Annotated in this window: 17 protein-coding genes; 3 read left to right on the forward strand and 14 right to left on the reverse strand. The window is 58.4% G+C overall.

All coding sequences use genetic code 11. From position 1 onward, the window contains the following. Window positions 1-187: 187 nt before the first annotated feature. Both mutS and fdxA read left to right on the forward strand, forming a co-directional pair. Window positions 188-2,767, forward strand: a complete 2,580-nt coding sequence (gene mutS, locus ACA056_RS22835) for a DNA mismatch repair protein MutS (protein WP_497267964.1) — start codon at window positions 188-190, stop codon at window positions 2,765-2,767. A 142-nt stretch (window positions 2,768-2,909) separates the two neighbouring features. Next, the gene (gene fdxA / locus ACA056_RS22840; protein ID WP_003222178.1) at window positions 2,910-3,233 is read left to right on the forward strand and encodes a ferredoxin FdxA; all 324 of its coding nucleotides are present in this window, start codon (window positions 2,910-2,912) and stop codon (window positions 3,231-3,233) included. A gap of 482 nt (window positions 3,234-3,715) precedes the next feature. Here fdxA and rpoS read toward each other — a convergent pair whose 3' ends face one another. The 8 genes from rpoS to ACA056_RS22880 all read right to left on the reverse strand — a co-directional run bounded on the left by rpoS (window position 3,716) and on the right by ACA056_RS22880 (window position 10,851). Then, window positions 3,716-4,723 carry an RNA polymerase sigma factor RpoS gene (rpoS, locus tag ACA056_RS22845; protein ID WP_008154012.1) on the reverse strand — a complete coding sequence of 336 codons (1,008 nt, stop codon included), beginning with the start codon at window positions 4,721-4,723 and terminating at the stop codon, window positions 3,716-3,718. Window positions 4,724-4,828: 105 nt separating this feature from the next. Then, window positions 4,829-5,686, reverse strand: coding sequence for a peptidoglycan DD-metalloendopeptidase family protein (locus ACA056_RS22850; protein WP_497267967.1), 858 nt, complete (start codon window positions 5,684-5,686; stop codon window positions 4,829-4,831). A 211-nt stretch (window positions 5,687-5,897) separates the two neighbouring features. Beyond that, window positions 5,898-6,533, reverse strand: a complete 636-nt coding sequence (locus ACA056_RS22855; protein WP_497273587.1) for a protein-L-isoaspartate(D-aspartate) O-methyltransferase — start codon at window positions 6,531-6,533, stop codon at window positions 5,898-5,900. A 41-nt stretch (window positions 6,534-6,574) separates the two neighbouring features. After that, window positions 6,575-7,324, reverse strand: coding sequence for a 5'/3'-nucleotidase SurE (gene surE, locus ACA056_RS22860; protein ID WP_033059906.1), 750 nt, complete (start codon window positions 7,322-7,324; stop codon window positions 6,575-6,577). Beyond that, window positions 7,312-8,370 carry a tRNA pseudouridine(13) synthase TruD gene (gene truD, locus ACA056_RS22865; protein ID WP_223433028.1) on the reverse strand — a complete coding sequence of 353 codons (1,059 nt, stop codon included), beginning with the start codon at window positions 8,368-8,370 and terminating at the stop codon, window positions 7,312-7,314. The genes surE and truD overlap by 13 nt, the downstream gene beginning before the upstream one ends. Beyond that, window positions 8,367-8,840: a 2-C-methyl-D-erythritol 2,4-cyclodiphosphate synthase gene (gene ispF / locus ACA056_RS22870; protein WP_010462780.1), complete on the reverse strand. Its 474-nt coding sequence runs from the start codon at window positions 8,838-8,840 to the stop codon at window positions 8,367-8,369. Before ispF ends, truD begins: the two co-directional genes overlap by 4 nt. Before the next feature lie 44 nt (window positions 8,841-8,884). Continuing rightward, the gene (gene fghA, locus ACA056_RS22875) at window positions 8,885-9,730 is read right to left on the reverse strand and encodes an S-formylglutathione hydrolase (protein ID WP_497267970.1); all 846 of its coding nucleotides are present in this window, start codon (window positions 9,728-9,730) and stop codon (window positions 8,885-8,887) included. 8 nt (window positions 9,731-9,738) lie between these two features. Then, the gene (locus tag ACA056_RS22880; RefSeq protein WP_033059912.1) at window positions 9,739-10,851 is read right to left on the reverse strand and encodes an S-(hydroxymethyl)glutathione dehydrogenase/class III alcohol dehydrogenase; all 1,113 of its coding nucleotides are present in this window, start codon (window positions 10,849-10,851) and stop codon (window positions 9,739-9,741) included. A gap of 107 nt (window positions 10,852-10,958) precedes the next feature. Here ACA056_RS22880 and ACA056_RS22885 point away from each other — a divergent pair, with 107 nt between their 5' ends. Continuing rightward, a complete protein-coding gene (locus ACA056_RS22885) occupies window positions 10,959-11,855 on the forward strand; it encodes a LysR family transcriptional regulator (RefSeq protein WP_497267972.1) in 897 nt (298 codons plus the stop codon). Here the strand turns inward: ACA056_RS22885 and ispD are convergent. The 6 genes from ispD to tilS all read right to left on the reverse strand — a co-directional run bounded on the left by ispD (window position 11,852) and on the right by tilS (window position 18,537). Next, a complete protein-coding gene (ispD, locus tag ACA056_RS22890) occupies window positions 11,852-12,559 on the reverse strand; it encodes a 2-C-methyl-D-erythritol 4-phosphate cytidylyltransferase (RefSeq protein WP_497267974.1) in 708 nt (235 codons plus the stop codon). The genes ACA056_RS22885 and ispD overlap by 4 nt on opposite strands. After that, window positions 12,556-12,834, reverse strand: a complete 279-nt coding sequence (gene ftsB / locus ACA056_RS22895; protein ID WP_008028992.1) for a cell division protein FtsB — start codon at window positions 12,832-12,834, stop codon at window positions 12,556-12,558. Before ftsB ends, ispD begins: the two co-directional genes overlap by 4 nt. Window positions 12,835-13,005: 171 nt before the next feature. Then, on the reverse strand, window positions 13,006-14,295 hold the full coding sequence (eno, locus tag ACA056_RS22900; protein ID WP_497267977.1) for a phosphopyruvate hydratase: 1,290 nt from the start codon (window positions 14,293-14,295) through the stop codon (window positions 13,006-13,008). 156 nt (window positions 14,296-14,451) lie between these two features. Beyond that, window positions 14,452-15,297: a 3-deoxy-8-phosphooctulonate synthase gene (gene kdsA, locus ACA056_RS22905; protein ID WP_033059920.1), complete on the reverse strand. Its 846-nt coding sequence runs from the start codon at window positions 15,295-15,297 to the stop codon at window positions 14,452-14,454. A gap of 5 nt (window positions 15,298-15,302) precedes the next feature. Continuing rightward, a complete protein-coding gene (gene pyrG / locus ACA056_RS22910; RefSeq protein WP_497267979.1) occupies window positions 15,303-16,934 on the reverse strand; it encodes a CTP synthase in 1,632 nt (543 codons plus the stop codon). A gap of 274 nt (window positions 16,935-17,208) precedes the next feature. Next, on the reverse strand, window positions 17,209-18,537 hold the full coding sequence (gene tilS, locus ACA056_RS22915) for a tRNA lysidine(34) synthetase TilS (protein WP_497267981.1): 1,329 nt from the start codon (window positions 18,535-18,537) through the stop codon (window positions 17,209-17,211). Window positions 18,538-18,644 lie beyond the last annotated feature (107 nt).

Consider the following 18,644-nt stretch of genomic DNA (forward strand, 5'->3'; position numbering starts at 1 on the left):
CGCGGAAGACAAATGCCAAATTGCATAAATTGCGCATATGTCGTGCATAGACAGAAGAAATGTATCGCAGGGCTTTCATGCCTGCGTCGGGTGGACCGCCCATGTTAACCTTGCGCCCATCGCGGAAAAGCCGGGCCGATGCCCCTCCTTTGCCCTACACCTTTCAACGAATTTGCCTGATTATCCGATGAATAAAGCGCTCTCTGATCTGTCCTCCCACACGCCAATGATGCAGCAGTACTGGCGCCTGAAAAACCAGCACCCAGACCAGCTGATGTTCTATCGCATGGGCGACTTCTACGAGATCTTCTACGAAGACGCGAAGAAAGCCGCCAAATTGCTGGACATCACCCTGACTGCCCGCGGGCAGTCGGCGGGTCAGGCGATACCGATGTGTGGGATTCCTTACCACGCCGCGGAAGGCTACCTGGCGAAACTGGTCAAGCTCGGCGAGTCGGTGGTGATCTGTGAACAAGTCGGCGACCCGGCGACCAGCAAGGGGCCGGTGGATCGTCAGGTGGTGCGGATCATCACGCCGGGTACGGTCAGTGACGAAGCGCTGCTGGATGAGCGTCGGGATAACCTGATCGCGGCGGTGTTGGGTGACGAGCGCCTGTTCGGCCTGGCGGTGCTGGATATCACCAGCGGCAACTTCACCGTGCTGGAGATCAAGGGCTGGGAAAACCTGCTGGCAGAACTGGAGCGGGTCAATCCGGTGGAGCTGATGATCCCGGACGACTGGCCGAAAGATCTGCCGGCGGAGAAACGTCGTGGGGTTCGTCGCCGTGCGCCGTGGGATTTCGAACGTGATTCTGCGCTGAAAAGTCTTTGCCAGCAGTTTTCCACCCAGGACCTGAAAGGTTTCGGCTGCGAGAACCTGACCCTGGCCATCGGCGCCGCCGGTTGCCTGCTCAGCTACGCCAAGGAAACCCAGCGCACCGCCCTGCCCCATTTGCGCAGCCTGCGTCATGAACGCCTGGACGACACCGTGGTGCTGGACGGCGCGAGCCGTCGCAACCTGGAACTGGACACCAACCTGGCTGGCGGTCGCGACAACACGTTGCAATCGGTGGTCGATCGCTGCCAGACCGCCATGGGCAGCCGCCTGCTGACCCGCTGGCTGAACCGTCCGCTGCGGGATCTGACCGTATTGCTGGCGCGCCAGACCTCGATCACCTGCCTGCTCGACGGTTACCGCTTCGAGAAACTGCAACCGCAACTCAAGGAAATCGGCGACATCGAGCGAATCCTGGCGCGGATCGGCCTGCGCAATGCCCGCCCTCGTGACCTGGCTCGCCTGCGCGATGCGCTTGGTGCCTTGCCTGAGTTGCAGGTTGCGATGACCGAGCTGGAAGCTCCGCACATTATTCAACTGGCGAAGACCACCAGCACCTACCCGGAACTGGCGGCGCTGCTGGCAAAAGCCATCATCGACAACCCACCAGCCGTCATCCGTGACGGCGGCGTGTTGAAAACCGGTTACGACGCCGAGTTGGACGATTTGCAATCGCTCAGCGAAAACGCCGGGCAGTTTCTGATCGACCTCGAAGCCCGCGAGAAGGCCCGCACCGGCCTGTCTCATCTGAAAGTCGGTTACAACCGCATTCATGGCTACTTCATCGAGTTGCCAAGCAAGCAGGCTGAATCGGCGCCGGCAGACTATATCCGTCGCCAGACGTTGAAAGGTGCCGAGCGCTTCATTACGCCGGAACTGAAGGCGTTCGAGGACAAGGCCCTGTCGGCGAAGAGCCGCGCCCTGGCGCGCGAGAAGATGCTCTACGAAGCACTGCTCGAAGATTTGATCGCCCAGTTGCCACCGCTGCAAGACACCGCCGCGGCACTGGCCGAGCTGGACGTGCTGAGCAACCTTGCCGAACGCGCGCTGAACCTCGATCTGAACTGTCCGCGCTTCGTCAGTGAGCCGTGCATGCGCATCAGCCAGGGTCGTCACCCGGTGGTCGAGCAAGTGCTGACCACACCTTTCGTGGCCAACGACCTGAGCCTCGACGACAACACCCGCATGCTGGTGATCACCGGTCCGAACATGGGCGGTAAATCCACCTACATGCGCCAGACCGCTCTGATCGTGCTGCTGGCACACATCGGCAGCTTCGTGCCAGCGGCCAGTTGCGAGTTGTCTCTGGTGGACCGGATCTTTACCCGGATCGGTTCCAGCGATGACCTGGCCGGCGGGCGCTCGACCTTCATGGTCGAAATGAGCGAAACCGCGAACATATTGCACAACGCCACCGAGCGCAGCCTGGTGCTGATGGACGAAGTCGGTCGTGGAACCAGCACCTTTGACGGTTTGTCCCTGGCCTGGGCGGCGGCCGAACGCCTGGCGCATCTGCGGGCTTATACGCTGTTCGCCACCCACTACTTCGAGCTGACGGTGCTACCGGAGGCGCAACCGCTGGTGGCCAACGTTCACCTTAATGCCACCGAGCACAACGAACGCATCGTGTTCCTGCACCACGTGCTACCAGGGCCTGCCAGCCAGAGCTACGGCCTTGCGGTTGCGCAATTGGCCGGTGTGCCAAGCGAAGTGATCGTGCGCGCTCGCGAACACCTGGGCCGGCTGGAAGCGACCGCGCTGCCTCATGAAGTTCCCAAGTCTGCCAAAGGCAAACCGGCCGCGCCGCAGCAGAGCGACATGTTTGCCAGCCTGCCGCACCCGGTGCTGGATGATCTGGCCAAACTTGATCTGGACGATATGACACCGCGTCGGGCGCTCGAAATGCTCTATACACTAAAGACACGGATCTAACGCACTTGCCTGCAAGCTGTTAGAATCTCGCGCGGTTTGGGATGCTGCTGGCTTATAGCCTGACCAGCAGACTATCGCTCCCAAACCTGGCGACCCCAACGTGAAGGGGCTCCGCTGCCGCCGCCTGAGGAGAAAATTAGAAATGACCTTCGTCGTCACCGACAACTGCATCAAGTGCAAGTACACCGACTGCGTAGAAGTCTGTCCGGTGGACTGCTTTTACGAAGGCCCGAACTTCCTGGTGATTCACCCGGATGAGTGCATCGACTGCGCACTGTGCGAACCAGAATGCCCTGCCGTGGCCATCTTCTCCGAAGATGAAGTCCCGGAAGACATGCAGGAATTTATTCAGCTGAACGTTGAGCTGGCGGAAATCTGGCCCAACATCACCGAGAAGAAAGAATCGTTGCCCGATGCCGAAGAGTGGGATGGCGTCAAAGGCAAGATCAAAGACCTCGAACGCTGATTACCCCCGCGTTCTCGAAAAGGCCCCTAGCGGGCCTTTTTGCTTTTCTGCAGGCAAAAAAAGGGGCGGTTTGACCCGCCCACATTTTTCCCTATTCCCTGTGTTCCTTTTCATCGTCCTGATGAATCGCTTCCTGCGATATCCTTCCCCCTCATCCTTGAAGGGTGTGTCTGTCCGTCGACACAGTTCAGATACTAGAGAATTCCCTACCAAGAGCAATCACCCCCGTTAGCTGAAACTGGCTGTCACAAGCTATTAATCTTAAAAAATAAGTATATAAATCAATTAGTTAATCATAGCTCACGTAGGAATATGTACGACTGCTACTCATTGAATTAGCGAACACTTACGAAAGAGTAAGCAAACACTTACAGCGAGAGACTACAAACCAGAGGTGATGACGGAGGGAACTCCAACCTGTCTCTGAGGCAATAAAAAACCCCGAACCAGTCGGGGCTTCTTAATGCCAGCGAGCCAATTACTTATTGAAACAGCGACTCGCTCGACAGGCCATTCTTCTCGAGAATCTCCCGAAGACGCTTCAGGCCTTCAACCTGAATCTGTCTGACCCGCTCCCGGGTCAGGCCAATTTCCAGGCCTACATCTTCAAGCGTGCTGCTCTCGTGACCGCGCAGGCCGAAGCGGCGTATCACCACTTCGCGTTGCTTGTCGGTCAGCTCCGAGAGCCATTGATCGATGCTCTGGGACAGGTCGTCATCCTGCAACAGCTCACATGGATCGGTTGGACGGTCATCGGTAAGGGTGTCCAGCAGGGTTTTATCCGAATCCGGACCCAGTGAGACGTCGACCGAAGAAACCCGCTCGTTCAGGCCGAGCATGCGCTTGACCTCTCCCACTGGTTTTTCCAGCAGGTTGGCAATTTCTTCGGGGGAGGGTTCGTGATCGAGTTTTTGCGTCAGCTCCCGTGCAGCCCGCAGGTACACGTTGAGCTCTTTGACCACATGAATCGGCAACCGGATGGTCCGGGTCTGATTCATGATCGCGCGCTCGATGGTCTGACGAATCCACCAGGTCGCGTAGGTCGAAAAGCGGAAGCCGCGTTCGGGGTCGAACTTTTCTACCGCCCGAATAAGACCGAGGTTGCCCTCTTCGATCAGGTCAAGCAGCGACAGACCACGATTGACGTAACGCCGGGCGATTTTCACCACCAGCCGCAGGTTACTTTCAATCATGCGTTTGCGCCCGGCCGGATCTCCACTTTGCGACAAGCGCGCAAAATGAACTTCTTCTTCGGGGGATAGCAGAGGGGAAAAACCAATCTCATTGAGGTACAGCTGCGTGGCATCGAGCGCACGCGTGTAGTCAATGTACTTGTGTTGCTTTAACGAGGCGGAGTGTTTGGATTTGGCACGAACGGAAGGTGGAGCAGCCCCTTCATCATTCGACATCGAATCCGTACCGATGCCGGTCTCCATCAGGAGAACCTCATCGTCGATGTCAAACTCCGGCACTTCTTTACTGAGAGCCATTGTTATAGTCCTTTGGTGAGTTCGACCTCAGGCTCAAGCGGCGCCTTTATCCTTGGCAACGCTAGAACCTGTTCCCTCTACGCGACGGAACAGGCTGGAAAGCGATCAACGACGTGGCAGGAATTGCAGCGGATCTACAGGTTTACCTTGTCGGCGAATCTCAAAATGCAGCTTCACCCGGTCTGTACCCGTTGACCCCATTTCGGCAATTGTCTGTCCGACCTTGACCTGCTGCCCCTCCCGAACCAACAGCCTGCGGTTATGTCCGTAGGCACTGACGTAGGTATCGCTGTGTTTGATGATGACTAATTCGCCGTAGCCCCTTAAGCCACTCCCGGCGTATACCACCGTCCCATCAGACGCAGCTAAAACAGGCTGTCCCAAATCCCCGGCGATATCAATTCCTTTATTCAAACTGCCGTTTGAAGAGAATTTACCAATCAGAATGCCATTAGATGGCCATCCCCAGCCGGTCGGGGCCGGGCCGGCAGGAGGCATCGGAGCAGGGGTCGGCTTGTTGGCGACGGACGGTGCAACCACCGCTGTGCTCGTGGTTGCGCCATTCGGCTGGCGCCGGATAACCGTGGTTTTCAGCGACGAAGAAGGCGTTGAATCGGTGGAGCTTACCACCGGCGTCGGCGTTGAACCGGTGCGACCATCAAAGCGAATCGTCTGACCCGGATGGATCGTATAAGGCGTAGGAATGTTGTTGCGTGCCGCGAGGGCTTTGTAGTCCCAGCCGTAGCGAAAGGCAATGGAGAACAAGGTGTCTTTAGGTCGGACGACGTATTGACCCGTGGTCACTGCCGGACGCTGGGCGACGGCGTTGTTGCGATCGAGGACGCGTACATCGCTCGATTTGTTGCTGGAGCAACCGACTAGCAAGGTGCTAAAGACAAGGCCAGTCACCAGGCGCTGAAAGCTCGTTTTACCCATTCGCTGCGCAATGACTGTGAGACTCACCCGCCGCTCCCTTTGTGGTGGCTGAAAATGTGGATTGCCGTGTTCCGGCATGAAATGTCGCAAGTATAACGGGCCGTGCAGGCTTTACCTTTAATGAAGCGAAATGGCTTCACGCACACGTTTGCTGCCTGACGATGAATCCCGTTTAACTGATCGATGCCGCTGTAAGACAGAAGCAATCGAAGAGAATTCAGCGCGCTGAAACAAATGCTCAGGCGAGCGGCCCATTGAGTAACGGGACGAAGCGTACAGCCCCCAGAACACGCCTGGAAAAGCCCTGCTCTTCCCGGATGATCAGCATCAATTGTTGAACCTCACCCGATCCGACCGGGATCACCAGCCGCCCTCCCGGCGCCAATTGATCAAGCAGCGCCTGAGGTACATCGGTCGCCACCGCGGTCACGATAATGCCGTTGTACGACGCCAGCGCCGGCCAGCCTTCCCAACCATCGCCCCAGCGGAACACCACGTTGCGCAGGTTCAGTTCCACCAGGCGTTCCTTGGCCCGATCCTGCAGAACCTTGATGCGCTCGACGGAAAATACCCGCTCGACCAGTTGCGACAGCACCGCCGTCTGATAGCCCGAGCCGGTGCCGATTTCCATCACCTTGTCGAGAGGACCTGCCTCCAGCAGCAACTCGCTCATGCGAGCCACCATATAAGGCTGCGAGATGGTCTGGTTATTGCCGATTGGCAGCGCCGTGTCTTCATAGGCACGGTGAGCCAGCGCCTCGTCGACGAACAGGTGACGCGGTGTACGGCGAATGACTTCCAGCACCTTGGCGTTGGAAATTCCCTCTTCATACAGGCGCTGAATAAGGCGCTCACGGGTCCGTTGTGAGGTCATCCCGATGCCACGACGCAGAATATCGTCTTGTTCACGAGCCATTAGTTCAGCCCCTCCAGCCAGCCATCGAGACTTCTGAAGGCATCATTAAAGGTGCGATCCAGTTGCAGCGGGGTGATTGAAACATAGCCTTGCATCACCGCATGAAAATCGGTGCCCGGGCCGCCGTCTTCGGCATCCCCCGCCGCCGCAATCCAGTAACCGGATTTACCGCGCGGATCGACCACTTTCATCGGCGCTGCAGCACGTGCGCGATGGCCGAGGCGGGTCAGTTGAATACCGCGGATGTGGTCCAGCGGCAAATTGGGAATGTTCACGTTCAGTACCGTACGCGGTGGCAGTTCAAGGTCCGCGTGAGCCTCTACCAGTTTGCGCGCAAAGTACGCGGCTGTGGGAAGGTTCTCCACTTGCCGTGAGGCCAACGAAAAGGCAAACGAAGGAAGCGCCAGGAAACGTCCCTCAAGGGCCGCGGCCACGGTGCCGGAATACAACACGTCATCACCCAGGTTGGCGCCCAGGTTGATGCCCGAAACCACCATGTCCGGCTCGCGCTCCAGCAAGCCATTAAGGCCCAGGTGCACGCAATCGGTCGGTGTGCCATTGAGGCTGATAAAGCCGTTGGCCAGGGTTTGCGGGTGTAACGGACGGTCGAGTGTCAGCGAGCTGCTGGCGCCGCTTTTGTCTTGGTCCGGGGCGATAACCACGCACTCGGTGTAATCCGCCAGCGCAGCATAAAGCGCGGCGAGACCGGGTGCGGTTACCCCATCGTCGTTAGAAATCAGAATACGCATGGGCTGTCCGTCTGCCCCACCGGCACCAGATCAACGAGCTCGCGCACCAATACGGTGGCGAAGCATCCGGCCGGGAGGACGAATTCCAGTTGCAGAATGTCAGGCTCGGGATAATGCCACGTCAACCCACCAATGGGCAGCCGCAGGATGCGACGTTCGTGGCTCATACCGGCGTTAATCAACCAATCACGCAAGTCCGCTTCGCGAGTGGCGATTGCCTGCTCCAGTTCATGGACAGCGCCAGTGGCCGGCGAGTCACCTTCGCCCCACTGCGGACCGGTCGGGTGCAGATCGAGAATCGCCAGACGCGGGTCGCTGCACTCGGCTTCACCGGCTGGAAAGAAACTGCGACTGTCGGTGAAGGCCAGCAGATCGCCAACCTGGGCACGCTGCCAGCTGCCATCGGCGACACGCGCCGCCAACACCTGATTGAATAGAAAACTGCGCGCCGTAGAGAGCAGACGCGAACGCACGTTGCGCTGCTCCGGCAATGCTTTACGCGCCGCCCAGGCACGGGCATCGACCACGTTACCGCCGTCAAACCCAAAACGCTGGGCGCCGAAATAATTGGGAATACCTTGCTTGGCGATCAGTTGCAGACGCTCGTCGATCGCCGCTTTGTCGCCAGCGAATTGCGTCAGTCGCAACGTGAAGCCATTGGCCGAGTGAGCACCGCGCTGCAGCTTGCGTTTGTGTCGGCCGGTCTTGAGGATCTTCAGCGTATCGTTTTCCGCCGCCGACAGATCAGGATCAGCCTTGCCCGGCAGCTGCACGCTGAACCACTGGCGAGTCAGCGCCTGACGATCCTTGAGGCCCGCGTAACTGACGGTGCGCAATGGCACCCCCGCCGCTTTGGCGATCCGCCGGGCTGCTTCTTCGGTATTCAGACCGCGCTTTTCCACCCAGATCCACAAGTGTTCGCCGTCGCCACTGAGGGGGATATTGAGGACTTCATCGACTTGAAAATCTTCCGCCGTGGCTTTCAGTACCGCGGTGCCGAGGGCTTCGCCATAGGCCCGCGGGCCGAGCAATTGCAGTTCGTTCATGCGCGCAGCAACAAGGCAACAGAGTGCACGGCAATGCCTTCTTCGCGACCGACAAAGCCGAGCTTTTCGGTGGTGGTAGCTTTCACGTTCACTTGATCCAACTCAACTTGAAGATCCGCGGCAATCAGCGCGCGCATCGATTCGATATGCGGGGCCATTTTCGGCGCCTGGGCGACAATGGTGTTATCGACGTTGCCGACTTTCCAGCCCTTGGCATGGATCAGTGCGACGACGTGACGCAACAGCACTCGGCTGTCGGCGCCCTTGAATGTCGGGTCGGTGTCCGGAAAATGTTTGCCGATATCACCTAGCGCAGCGGCGCCGAGCAAGGCATCGCTCAAGGCGTGCAGCAGGACGTCACCGTCGGAGTGAGCGAGTAGCCCGAAGCCGTGTGCAATGCGCACGCCGCCCAGAGTAATGAAATCGCCTTCAGCGAAACGGTGCACATCATAGCCGTGGCCAATACGCATAAAAAAAACGCCCCGATTTTTGTCAGGGCGTGATTCTACCTGCATTAGACGCCTAGAGCGCGTCCATGATGTTGCAAGTGGTCGTCGATAAAACTGGCGATGAAGAAATAGCTATGGTCGTAGCCGGGTTGCAAGCGCAACGTCAGCGGATGGCCGGCCAGTTTGGCGGCCTGTTGCAAGGCTTCAGGTTTGAGCTGGGTGGCCAGGAAATCGTCGCGATCACCTTGGTCGACCAACAACGGCAACTTCTCATTCGCTTCGGCCATCAGGACGCAGGCATCCCACTCACGCCATTTCGATCGGTCTTCCCCGAGGTAGCGGGAAAAGGCCTTCTGACCCCAAGGACAATCCATCGGATTGTTGATCGGCGAGAACGCCGACACCGACTGATAACTCCCCGGATTTCGCAATGCGCAGACCAGCGCGCCGTGGCCGCCCATGGAGTGACCGCTGATGCCACGTTTGTCCGACGCCGGGAAATGAGCTTCGACCAATGCGGGCAATTCCTGCACGACATAGTCATGCATCCGATAGTGCCGGGACCAGGGTTCCTGCGTGGCATTCAGATAAAACCCGGCGCCGAGACCGAAGTCCCAGGCGCCATCCGGATCACCCGGCACATCAGTGCCGCGCGGACTGGTGTCCGGCGCAACGATGATCAATCCCAACTCGGCGGCCATGCGCATGGCGCCGGCCTTTTGCATGAAGTTTTCGTCGGTGCAGGTCAGGCCGGACAACCAGTACAGCACCGGCAACTTGCCGCCCTGCTCCGCTTGCGGCGGCAGGTACACGGCAAACACCATGTCGCAGCCGAGCATATCGGAGCGGTGCCGATAGCGTTTGTGCCAGCCGCCGAAGCTTTTCTGGCAGGAAATATTTTCCAGGCTCATGACCGACCTCAGAAATGGATGACGGAACGGATGCTCTTGCCTTCATGCATCAGGTCGAACGCCTTGTTGATATCTTCCAGGCCCATCGTGTGGGTGATGAAAGTATCCAGCGGGATTTCGCCGGTTTCAGCCATCTCGACATAGCTTGGCAACTCGGTACGGCCACGCACGCCGCCGAACGCCGAACCGCGCCAGACGCGACCGGTGACCAACTGGAATGGACGCGTGGAGATTTCCTGGCCGGCACCGGCAACACCGATGATCACCGACTCGCCCCAACCCTTGTGGCAGCACTCAAGTGCGGCACGCATCAATTGCACATTGCCGATGCACTCGAAGGAAAAGTCGACGCCGCCGTCGGTCATGTCGACGATGACTTCCTGGATCGGACGATCGAAATCTTTCGGGTTCACACAATCGGTTGCACCTAACTGTTTGGCGATCTCGAATTTTGCCGGGTTGATGTCGATGGCGATGATCCGCGCAGCCTTGGCTTTGACGGCGCCGATCACCGCCGACAGACCGATACCGCCGAGTCCGAAAATGGCGACGGTATCACCTGGTTTCACCTTGGCGGTATTGAGGACTGCACCGATGCCGGTGGTGACACCGCAGCCCAGCAGGCAGACCTTTTCCAGTGGCGCTTCTTTTGGAATTTTGGCGACGGAGATTTCCGGAAGCACGGTGTACTCGGAGAACGTCGACGTCCCCATGTAGTGGAAAATTGGTTGGCCCTTGTAGGAAAAGCGCGAAGTGCCGTCCGGCATCAGGCCTTTGCCCTGCGTCGCGCGAATCGCCTGACACAGGTTGGTTTTGCCCGACAGGCAGAATTTGCACTGACGGCACTCCGGGGTGTACAGCGGGATCACATGGTCGCCGACGGCGACAGAGGTCACGCCCTCGCCGATTGCCTCAACCACCGCCCCACCTTCGTGACCGAGGATCGACGGGAAGATACCTTCCGGGTCCGCGCCCGACAGCGTGTAGGCATCGGTATGACAAACACCGGAGGCAACCACACGCAGCAGGACTTCACCGGCCTTGGGCATGGCGACATCGACTTCAACGATCTCGAGGGGTTTCTTGGCCTCGAAGGCAACGGCAGCGCGCGACTTGATCATGTGGGTTCTCCAGTGAATAAAAACGAGACAGGGAGTGTAATACACCGCCTGACGGTGAATAATCCGGACAAAAGCAAAACATTATTGCCATACAGGGATAATCCTTGATGTCCGAGAATCGCTGGGAAGGTATCGACGAGTTCGTCGCCGTGGCCGAGTGCAGTCAGTTCACGGCTGCCGCGGAACGCCTCGGGGTTTCGTCCTCCCACATCAGTCGACAAATAGTACGCCTCGAAGAGCGACTTCAGACGCGACTGCTTTATCGCAGCACCCGCCGGGTCACTCTGACCGAAGCCGGGCAAACATTTCTGCAACATTGCCAGCGCTTGCAGGACGGCCGCGAAGAAGCCTTGCGCGCAGTCGGCGACCTGACCAGTGAACCCAAAGGCATGCTGCGCATGACCTGCGCCGTGGCATACGGCGAACGATTCATCGTGCCGCTGGTAACCCGTTTCATGGGGCTCTATCCGCAACTGCGAATCGACATCGAACTGAGTAATCGTCAACTCGATCTGGTCCATGAAGGCCTGGACCTGGCAATCCGTCTCGGCCGCCTTCAGGACTCGCGGCTGGTAGCGACACGCCTGGCACCACGCCGCATGTACCTGTGTGCGTCACCGTCCTACCTGGAACGGTATGGTCGCCCACACAGTCTGTCGGAACTCAGCCGCCACAACTGCCTCATCGGCAGCTCGGACATCTGGCAACTGGAACAGAACGGGCGGGAATTTTCCCAGCGGGTACAGGGAAACTGGCGCTGCAACAGTGGGCAAGCCGTGTTAGATGCGGCGCTACAAGGGGTTGGACTGTGCCAACTGCCGGACTACTACGTGCTGGAGCATCTGAAAAACGGCGAATTGATTTCGCTGCTGGAAGCCCACCAACCGCCGAACACCGCCGTGTGGGCGCTTTATCCACAGCAACGGCATCTGTCGCCCAAGGTGCGCAAGTTGGTGGATTATTTGAAGGAAGGATTGGCGCAAAGGCCAGAGTATGCAGCTTAACGACGGTTGGACCAGCGCTGGCGCAACCATTCGAGGTCTTCGGGGCGCGTGACCTTGAGGTTGTCGGATCGACCTTCAATCAGTCGCGGCGCCAGGCCTGCCCACTCCATCGCCGAAGCTTCATCAGTGATGACCGCATCAGCCACAAGACTATCGGCCAACGCCCGATGCAACGCGCCAAGGCGAAACATCTGCGGCGTATAGGCTTGCCAGATCACACTGCGATCCACGGTTTCGACCACGCGACCCTGCTTATCGACCCGTTTGAGGGTATCGCGTGCCGGAACCGCCAGCAGTCCACCAACTGGATCATCTGCGAGTTCACCCAGCAACTTGTCCAGATCATCACGGCTCAGATTCGGCCGCGCGGCATCGTGAACCAGCACCCAATCCTCATCGTCAGCGCCTTGCGCATGCAAATGCAGCAACGCATTGAGCACCGACCCGGAACGCTCGGAGCCGCCTTCAACCCGCTGAATTCGCGGATCGCAAGCACACGCCAGGTTCGGCCAATAAGGATCATCAACAGCAATACTGACCACCAACCCTTTCAGGGAAGGATGATCAAGGAAACAGCCGAGGCTGTGTTCGAGAATTGTGCGCCCGCCCAGTTGCAAGTATTGCTTGGGACGGTCCGCGGCCATACGGGCACCGACACCCGCGGCAGGAATTACAGCCCAGAAGGCCGGTAACGAGGGGTTCATTGGGCCAACTGGTAAAGGGTTTCACCGTCCTTGACCATGCCCAACTCATGACGAGCCCGCTCTTCAACGGTCTCCATGCCCTTTTTCAATTCACTGACTTCAGCGTCCATCACCCGATTGCGCTCAAGCAGACCCTCGTTCTCAGCGTGTTGATCTGCGATCTGCTGAGTCAGTTCGGCCACTTGCGCCAGACTGCCATTACCCACCCACAGGCGGTATTGCAGGCCAGCCAGCAGCAGGAGCAAGACGAGGAACAACCAATTGGGACTGCGCATCGAATATCAGGTATCCAGTGAAAAAAGACAGCCATGCCAAAACTTTGAAGCTTCTGATAGCACGAAGCCTGGAAGACCCAGGCTTGTGCTTATAAGGCATCAGATTAGTGGCAAATCCATCGCTGTCGCGATTTTTCCGACACAATCCGGTGTCTTTTTACCAATTAACGATTAACCGCGGAATTCGCTGCGACCGTTGTACTTGGCTTTGCCATTCAACTGCTCTTCGATACGCAGCAGTTGGTTGTACTTGGAAACACGGTCCGAACGGCACAGGGAGCCGGTCTTGATCTGGCCAGCCGAAGTGCCCACGGCCAGGTCGGCAATGGTCGAATCTTCGGTTTCGCCGGAGCGGTGCGAGATAACGGCAGTGTAACCAGCGGCCTTGGCCATCTGGATGGCTTCCAGGGTTTCGGTCAGGGTGCCGATCTGGTTGAACTTGATCAGGATCGAGTTGGCGATCCTTTTATCGATGCCTTCTTTCAGGATCTTGGTGTTGGTTACGAACAGGTCGTCGCCTACCAGTTGGACTTTCTCGCCGATCTTGTCGGTGAGGATTTTCCAGCCAGCCCAGTCGGACTCGTCCAGACCGTCTTCGATCGAGATGATCGGATAACGCTCGGTCAGGCCTTTCAGGTAGTCAGCGAAACCTTCAGCGGTGAACACCTGGCCTTCGCCGGACAGGTTGTATTTACCGTCTTCGTAGAATTCACTGGCCGCGCAATCCAGCGCCAGAGTCACGTCGGTGCCCAGCTTGTAACCGGCGTTGGCTACAGCTTCGGAGATCACTTTCAAAGCGTCTTCGTTGGAGGCCAGGTTCGGTGCGAAACCACCTTCGTCACCCACAGCAGTGCTCAGGCCACGGGACTTCAGAACAGCTTTCAGGTGATGGAAAATCTCGGTGCCCATGCGCAGACCTTCCGAGAAAGACTTGGCGCCTACTGGCTGAACCATGAATTCCTGGATGTCGACGTTGTTATCGGCGTGCTCGCCACCGTTGATGATGTTCATCATCGGAACCGGCATCGAGTAAACACCCGGGGTGCCGTTCAGGTTGGCGATGTGAGCGTACAGCGGCAGGTCCTGGTCCTGTGCGGCTGCCTTGGCGGCGGCCAGGGAAACGGCGAGGATCGCGTTGGCGCCCAGGGAACCTTTGTTTTCAGTGCCGTCGAGCTTGATCATCGCGTGATCCAGCGCTTTCTGGTCGCTTGGATCTGCACCTTTCAACAGGTCGCGGATCGGACCGTTGATGTTGGCGACGGCTTTCAGAACGCCTTTGCCCAGGTAACGGCTCTTGTCGCCATCACGCAGCTCGAGCGCTTCACGCGAGCCAGTGGAAGCACCGGACGGCGCGCAAGCACTGCCGATGATGCCGTTATCGAGAAGCACATCCGCTTCCACGGTGGGGTTGCCACGGGAGTCGAGAACTTCACGACCTTTGATGTCGACGATTTTTGCCATTGTTGTAAACACTCCAAAGTTGACGAAAACGACGCAGCTGAAGGAAATCTTGTATCGCCGGCAAGTAATGTGCAGCGGGCAGACTTGCGGACGATAAGGCCCAGACCCGAGGGCCTGAGCATTAATTCGTGCGGTACTTTACCGGAGAAATGAGGATTACGCGGTTTCTACCGTCGGAAAACTCTTCACCAGTTCGTCCAAAGCTTTGAGCTGGGCCAGGAATGGCTCCAGTTTGTCCAGACGCAAGGCGCAAGGGCCGTCGCATTTGGCGTTGTCCGGGTCCGGGTGCGCTTCGAGGAACAAACCGGCCAGCGACTGGCTCATGCCAGCCTTGGCCAGATCGAGGACCTGAGCACGACGGCCGCCGGCGGAATCAGAGCGACCGCCGGGCATTTGCAGCGCGTGGGTCACGTCGAAGAACACCGGATATTCGAACTGCTTCATGATGCCGAAGCCGAGCATGTCGACGACCAGGTTGTTGTAGCCGAAGCTCGAACCGCGTTCGCAGAGGATCAACTGATCGTTACCCGCTTCCACGCATTTGCTCAGGATGTGTTTCATTTCCTGAGGTGCGAGGAACTGGGCTTTCTTGATGTTGATCACCGCACCGGTCTTGGCCATCGCGACCACAAGGTCGGTCTGGCGCGACAAGAAGGCCGGCAGCTGGATGATATCGCAGACTTCAGCGACGACCGCGGCCTGATCAGGTTCGTGGACGTCGGTGATGATCGGCACGCCGAACGCTTGCTTGATGTCCTGGAAAATCCGCATGCCCTCTTCCAGGCCGGGGCCACGGTAAGAGGTCACGGAGGAACGGTTGGCCTTGTCGAAGCTGGCCTTGAACACGTAAGGGATACCGAGTTTCTCGGTGACCTTCACGTACTCTTCGCAGACCTGCATCGCCATGTCGCGGCTTTCCAGCACGTTCATGCCACCGAAAAGCACCATTGGCTTGTCGTTGGCAATCTCGATATCGCCTACGCGGATGATCTTCTGGGCCATTGGATTTACGCCTTCTTCTGGTGTTGAACCAAAGCTGCTTTAACGAAACCGCTGAACAACGGGTGACCGTCGCGTGGTGTCGAGGTGAACTCAGGGTGGAACTGGCAAGCGACGAACCATGGATGATCCGGAGCTTCAATCACCTCAACCAGCGCGCCATCGCCGGAACGACCGGTGATTTTCAGACCGGCTTCCATGATTTGCGGCAGCAGGTTGTTGTTCACTTCGTAGCGGTGACGGTGACGCTCGACAATCACGTCCTTGGCGTAGCAATCGTGCACCAGGGAACCCTGCTCCAGCAGGCAATCCTGAGCGCCAAGGCGCATGGTGCCGCCCAGATCGGACGCTTCGGTACGGGTTTCGACTGCGCCGGTGGCATCTTCCCACTCGGTAATCAGACCCACGACCGGATGACCGCTGGCACGATCGAACTCGGTGGAGTTGGCGTCTTTCCAGCCCAGCACGTTACGAGCGAACTCGATCACGGCCACTTGCATGCCCAGGCAGATGCCCAGGTACGGAACCTTGTTTTCGCGAGCGTATTGAACGGCAGTGATCTTGCCTTCCACGCCACGCAGACCGAAGCCGCCTGGTACCAGGATCGCGTCGACACCTTCCAGGAGCGCAGTGCCCTGGTTTTCGATGTCTTCGGAGTCGATGTAGCGCAGGTTGACCTTGGTGCGGTTGCTGATGCCGGCGTGACTCATCGCTTCGATCAGCGACTTGTAGGCGTCCAGCAATTCCATGTACTTGCCGACCATGGCGATGGTGACTTCATGCTCAGGGTTGAGCTTGGCGTCGACCACGGCTTCCCACTCGGACAGATCGGCGCCGCCACATTGCAGGCCGAAACGCTCGACAACGAAATCATCCAGGCCCTGGGCGTGCAGAATGCCCGGGATCTTGTAGATGGTGTCGGCGTCTTCCAGCGCAATCACCGCACGTTCTTCAACGTTGGTGAACTGAGCGATCTTGCGACGCGAGGAGATGTCGATCGGGTGATCGGAACGGCAGACCAGCACGTCAGGCTGCAGGCCGATGGAACGCAGTTCCTTGACCGAGTGCTGAGTAGGCTTGGTTTTGGTTTCGCCGGCAGTGGCGATGTACGGCACCAGAGTCAGGTGCATCAGCATCGCGCGCTTGGCGCCGACTTCGAAACGCAATTGACGGATGGCTTCGAGGAAAGGCTGGGATTCGATGTCACCCACGGTGCCACCGATCTCGACCATGGCCACGTCAGCATCGCCGGCACCCTTGATGATCCGGCGCTTGATTTCGTCGGTGATGTGCGGGATCACCTGAATGGTGGCGCCCAGGTAATCACCACGGCGCTCTTTGCGCAGGACGTGTTCGTAGACACGGCCGGTGGTGAAGTTGTTGTTCTGGGTCATGGTCGTGCGGATGAACCGCTCGTAGTGGCCCAGGTCCAGGTCGGTCTCGGCGCCGTCGTGGGTGACGAACACTTCACCGTGCTGGAACGGGCTCATGGTGCCCGGGTCAACGTTGATGTACGGGTCCAGCTTCAGCATGGTGACCTTAAGTCCCCGCGCCTCCAGGATGGCCGCCAATGAAGCCGATGCGATGCCTTTCCCCAATGAAGAAACAACACCGCCCGTGACGAATATGTAGCGCGTCATGAAAAACCCTAGAAGTCTGCGTTAAAGCGGTCCGAGCCGCCGGGGAAAGCGAAGGAAGGCCGAAGCCCCCGATCACCTGCATTAATCACAGTGCACCTTTCAAAAAAACCGCCGCGTTGGGACAGACCGGAAGATGAAACACCGGTACGTTGCTCGCTACACATTTTTTGGAATCGCCCAGCAAAGACTGCTTGGTAATCGGCAACTCCTGCAATTCAGGCGAATCCACAGAAGTTGTATCAAGAAGGGAGCGTAGTCTACCGGAAAGCCCCTTTCAGCTCAAACCTTGATCTTCGGTCGGTGGCTGCCAATGCAAATTCCAACAGTCCTTTGCACTGCCGTCCAAGCCCCGCAGGTTGGCTACCGCCAGCAATTGCTCGCCTCGGTAGAGCAGCGGCAATCTGCCACGGACAAAACCCGGCACGCCGCTTTCATTGAGCAATCGCTTCAGATCGCGATGGCCGCGACCGGGCAAATTCATCACTTCACCTCCCTCACGATAGCGGATATGCAGCAGGCCATCGGGGATTTGGCCGGTGAGTGTGAGCACGCCGTTGTCCGGCAACACCAGCGATAGCGAGGGGTCGGGCCAGTTTCCGACGGCGGGCGACGTGCGCAACCAACTGCCGGACAACCACCAGATACGCCCACCCGCCCGATGCAGTTCGCCATCCGCCAGCCGCCAGATCGGGCAGGCATCGCCGGTGGCATCACGTAAATTCTCCCAACCCGACCAATGGTCACTGTCCGGCAGTCGCGTCAGCGGTTCGAGCCAATGACTTAACGCATTACGCTGACGAGCAGCGGACAGCGTTTCCAATGCCCCCAGCTCCAGGGACGGCAATCCCAGCCAATCAAAGTCGTTGGCAGCGCTGGCGTCAGCCAGGTCGATTTGCGCAAGCTCATCGAGCAGTCCCTGCGCTTCACTCAGATGTGCAGCGCTGCGGGCCATGGTCGTTACCGCTTGCGGCCAGCGCTTGGTCAATACCGGGAATACCTGATGGCGCAGGTAATTTCGCGAGAATTGCCGATCCTGGTTCGATGGGTCTTCGATCCAGCTCAGCCGATGCTCCGCCGCATAAGCTTCAAGTTCAGCCCGCGTGACATCGAGCAATGGCCGCAGCAGCTGCCCTTTACCGAGTGGGCGCTGGCGTGGCATCCCCGACAACCCCCTCACCCCTGCCCCACGCAACAGCCGAAACAACAACGTTTCCGCCTGATCGTCACGGTGCTGGGCGGTCAGCAACACTTCATTGCCCTGAGTCGCCTCGATGAACGCGGCATATCGCGCATCCCGGGCTGCACGCTCAAGGCTGGCGCCGGGGTGAACCTGCACACGAACAACCTGCAACGGCACACCCAGCGCATCACAGACCGACTGACAATGGTCCGGCCACGCATCAGCCACAGCCTGAAGGCCATGATGAACATGGATGGCGCTTAGCGCCGGCAGGGATTCGGTTTTTGCGAGGTGTACGAGAAGGTGCAGCAGAACGGTGGAGTCGAGGCCACCAGAGAAGGCGATGCGCCAGGTTGTGGCGTTGCGCCATGGCATCAGGTTCAGAAGGAGCTTGGCAGGAAGATCAATCATGGGTCGATTCATATCGATCACTCCGCATAAATCAAATGTGGGAGCGAGCCTGCTCGCGAAAGCTGCTTAACATTCAACAAATTTGCTGACTGTTGTACCGCTATCGCGAGCAGGCTCGC

Source organism: Pseudomonas sp. LBUM1666 (assembly GCF_059695775.1).

What these genes read in the sequence shown, in the direction of transcription:
- mutS (WP_497267964.1), top strand. Translation starts at nt 188, where the DNA reads ATGAATAAAGCGCTCTCTGATCTGTCCTCCCACACGCCAATGATGCAG.
- fdxA (WP_003222178.1), top strand. Translation starts at nt 2,910, where the DNA reads ATGACCTTCGTCGTCACCGACAACTGCATCAAGTGCAAGTACACCGAC.
- rpoS (WP_008154012.1), bottom strand. Translation starts at nt 4,723, where the DNA reads ATGGCTCTCAGTAAAGAAGTGCCGGAGTTTGACATCGACGATGAGGTT.
- ACA056_RS22855 (WP_497273587.1), bottom strand. Translation starts at nt 6,533, where the DNA reads ATGACCTCACAACGGACCCGTGAGCGCCTTATTCAGCGCCTGTATGAA.
- surE (WP_033059906.1), bottom strand. Translation starts at nt 7,324, where the DNA reads ATGCGTATTCTGATTTCTAACGACGATGGGGTAACCGCACCCGGTCTC.
- truD (WP_223433028.1), bottom strand. Translation starts at nt 8,370, where the DNA reads ATGAACGAACTGCAATTGCTCGGCCCGCGGGCCTATGGCGAAGCCCTC.
- ispF (WP_010462780.1), bottom strand. Translation starts at nt 8,840, where the DNA reads ATGCGTATTGGCCACGGCTATGATGTGCACCGTTTCGCTGAAGGCGAT.
- fghA (WP_497267970.1), bottom strand. Translation starts at nt 9,730, where the DNA reads ATGAGCCTGGAAAATATTTCCTGCCAGAAAAGCTTCGGCGGCTGGCAC.
- ACA056_RS22880 (WP_033059912.1), bottom strand. Translation starts at nt 10,851, where the DNA reads ATGATCAAGTCGCGCGCTGCCGTTGCCTTCGAGGCCAAGAAACCCCTC.
- ACA056_RS22885 (WP_497267972.1), top strand. Translation starts at nt 10,959, where the DNA reads ATGTCCGAGAATCGCTGGGAAGGTATCGACGAGTTCGTCGCCGTGGCC.
- ispD (WP_497267974.1), bottom strand. Translation starts at nt 12,559, where the DNA reads ATGAACCCCTCGTTACCGGCCTTCTGGGCTGTAATTCCTGCCGCGGGT.
- ftsB (WP_008028992.1), bottom strand. Translation starts at nt 12,834, where the DNA reads ATGCGCAGTCCCAATTGGTTGTTCCTCGTCTTGCTCCTGCTGCTGGCT.
- eno (WP_497267977.1), bottom strand. Translation starts at nt 14,295, where the DNA reads ATGGCAAAAATCGTCGACATCAAAGGTCGTGAAGTTCTCGACTCCCGT.
- kdsA (WP_033059920.1), bottom strand. Translation starts at nt 15,297, where the DNA reads ATGGCCCAGAAGATCATCCGCGTAGGCGATATCGAGATTGCCAACGAC.
- pyrG (WP_497267979.1), bottom strand. Translation starts at nt 16,934, where the DNA reads ATGACGCGCTACATATTCGTCACGGGCGGTGTTGTTTCTTCATTGGGG.
- tilS (WP_497267981.1), bottom strand. Translation starts at nt 18,537, where the DNA reads ATGAATCGACCCATGATTGATCTTCCTGCCAAGCTCCTTCTGAACCTG.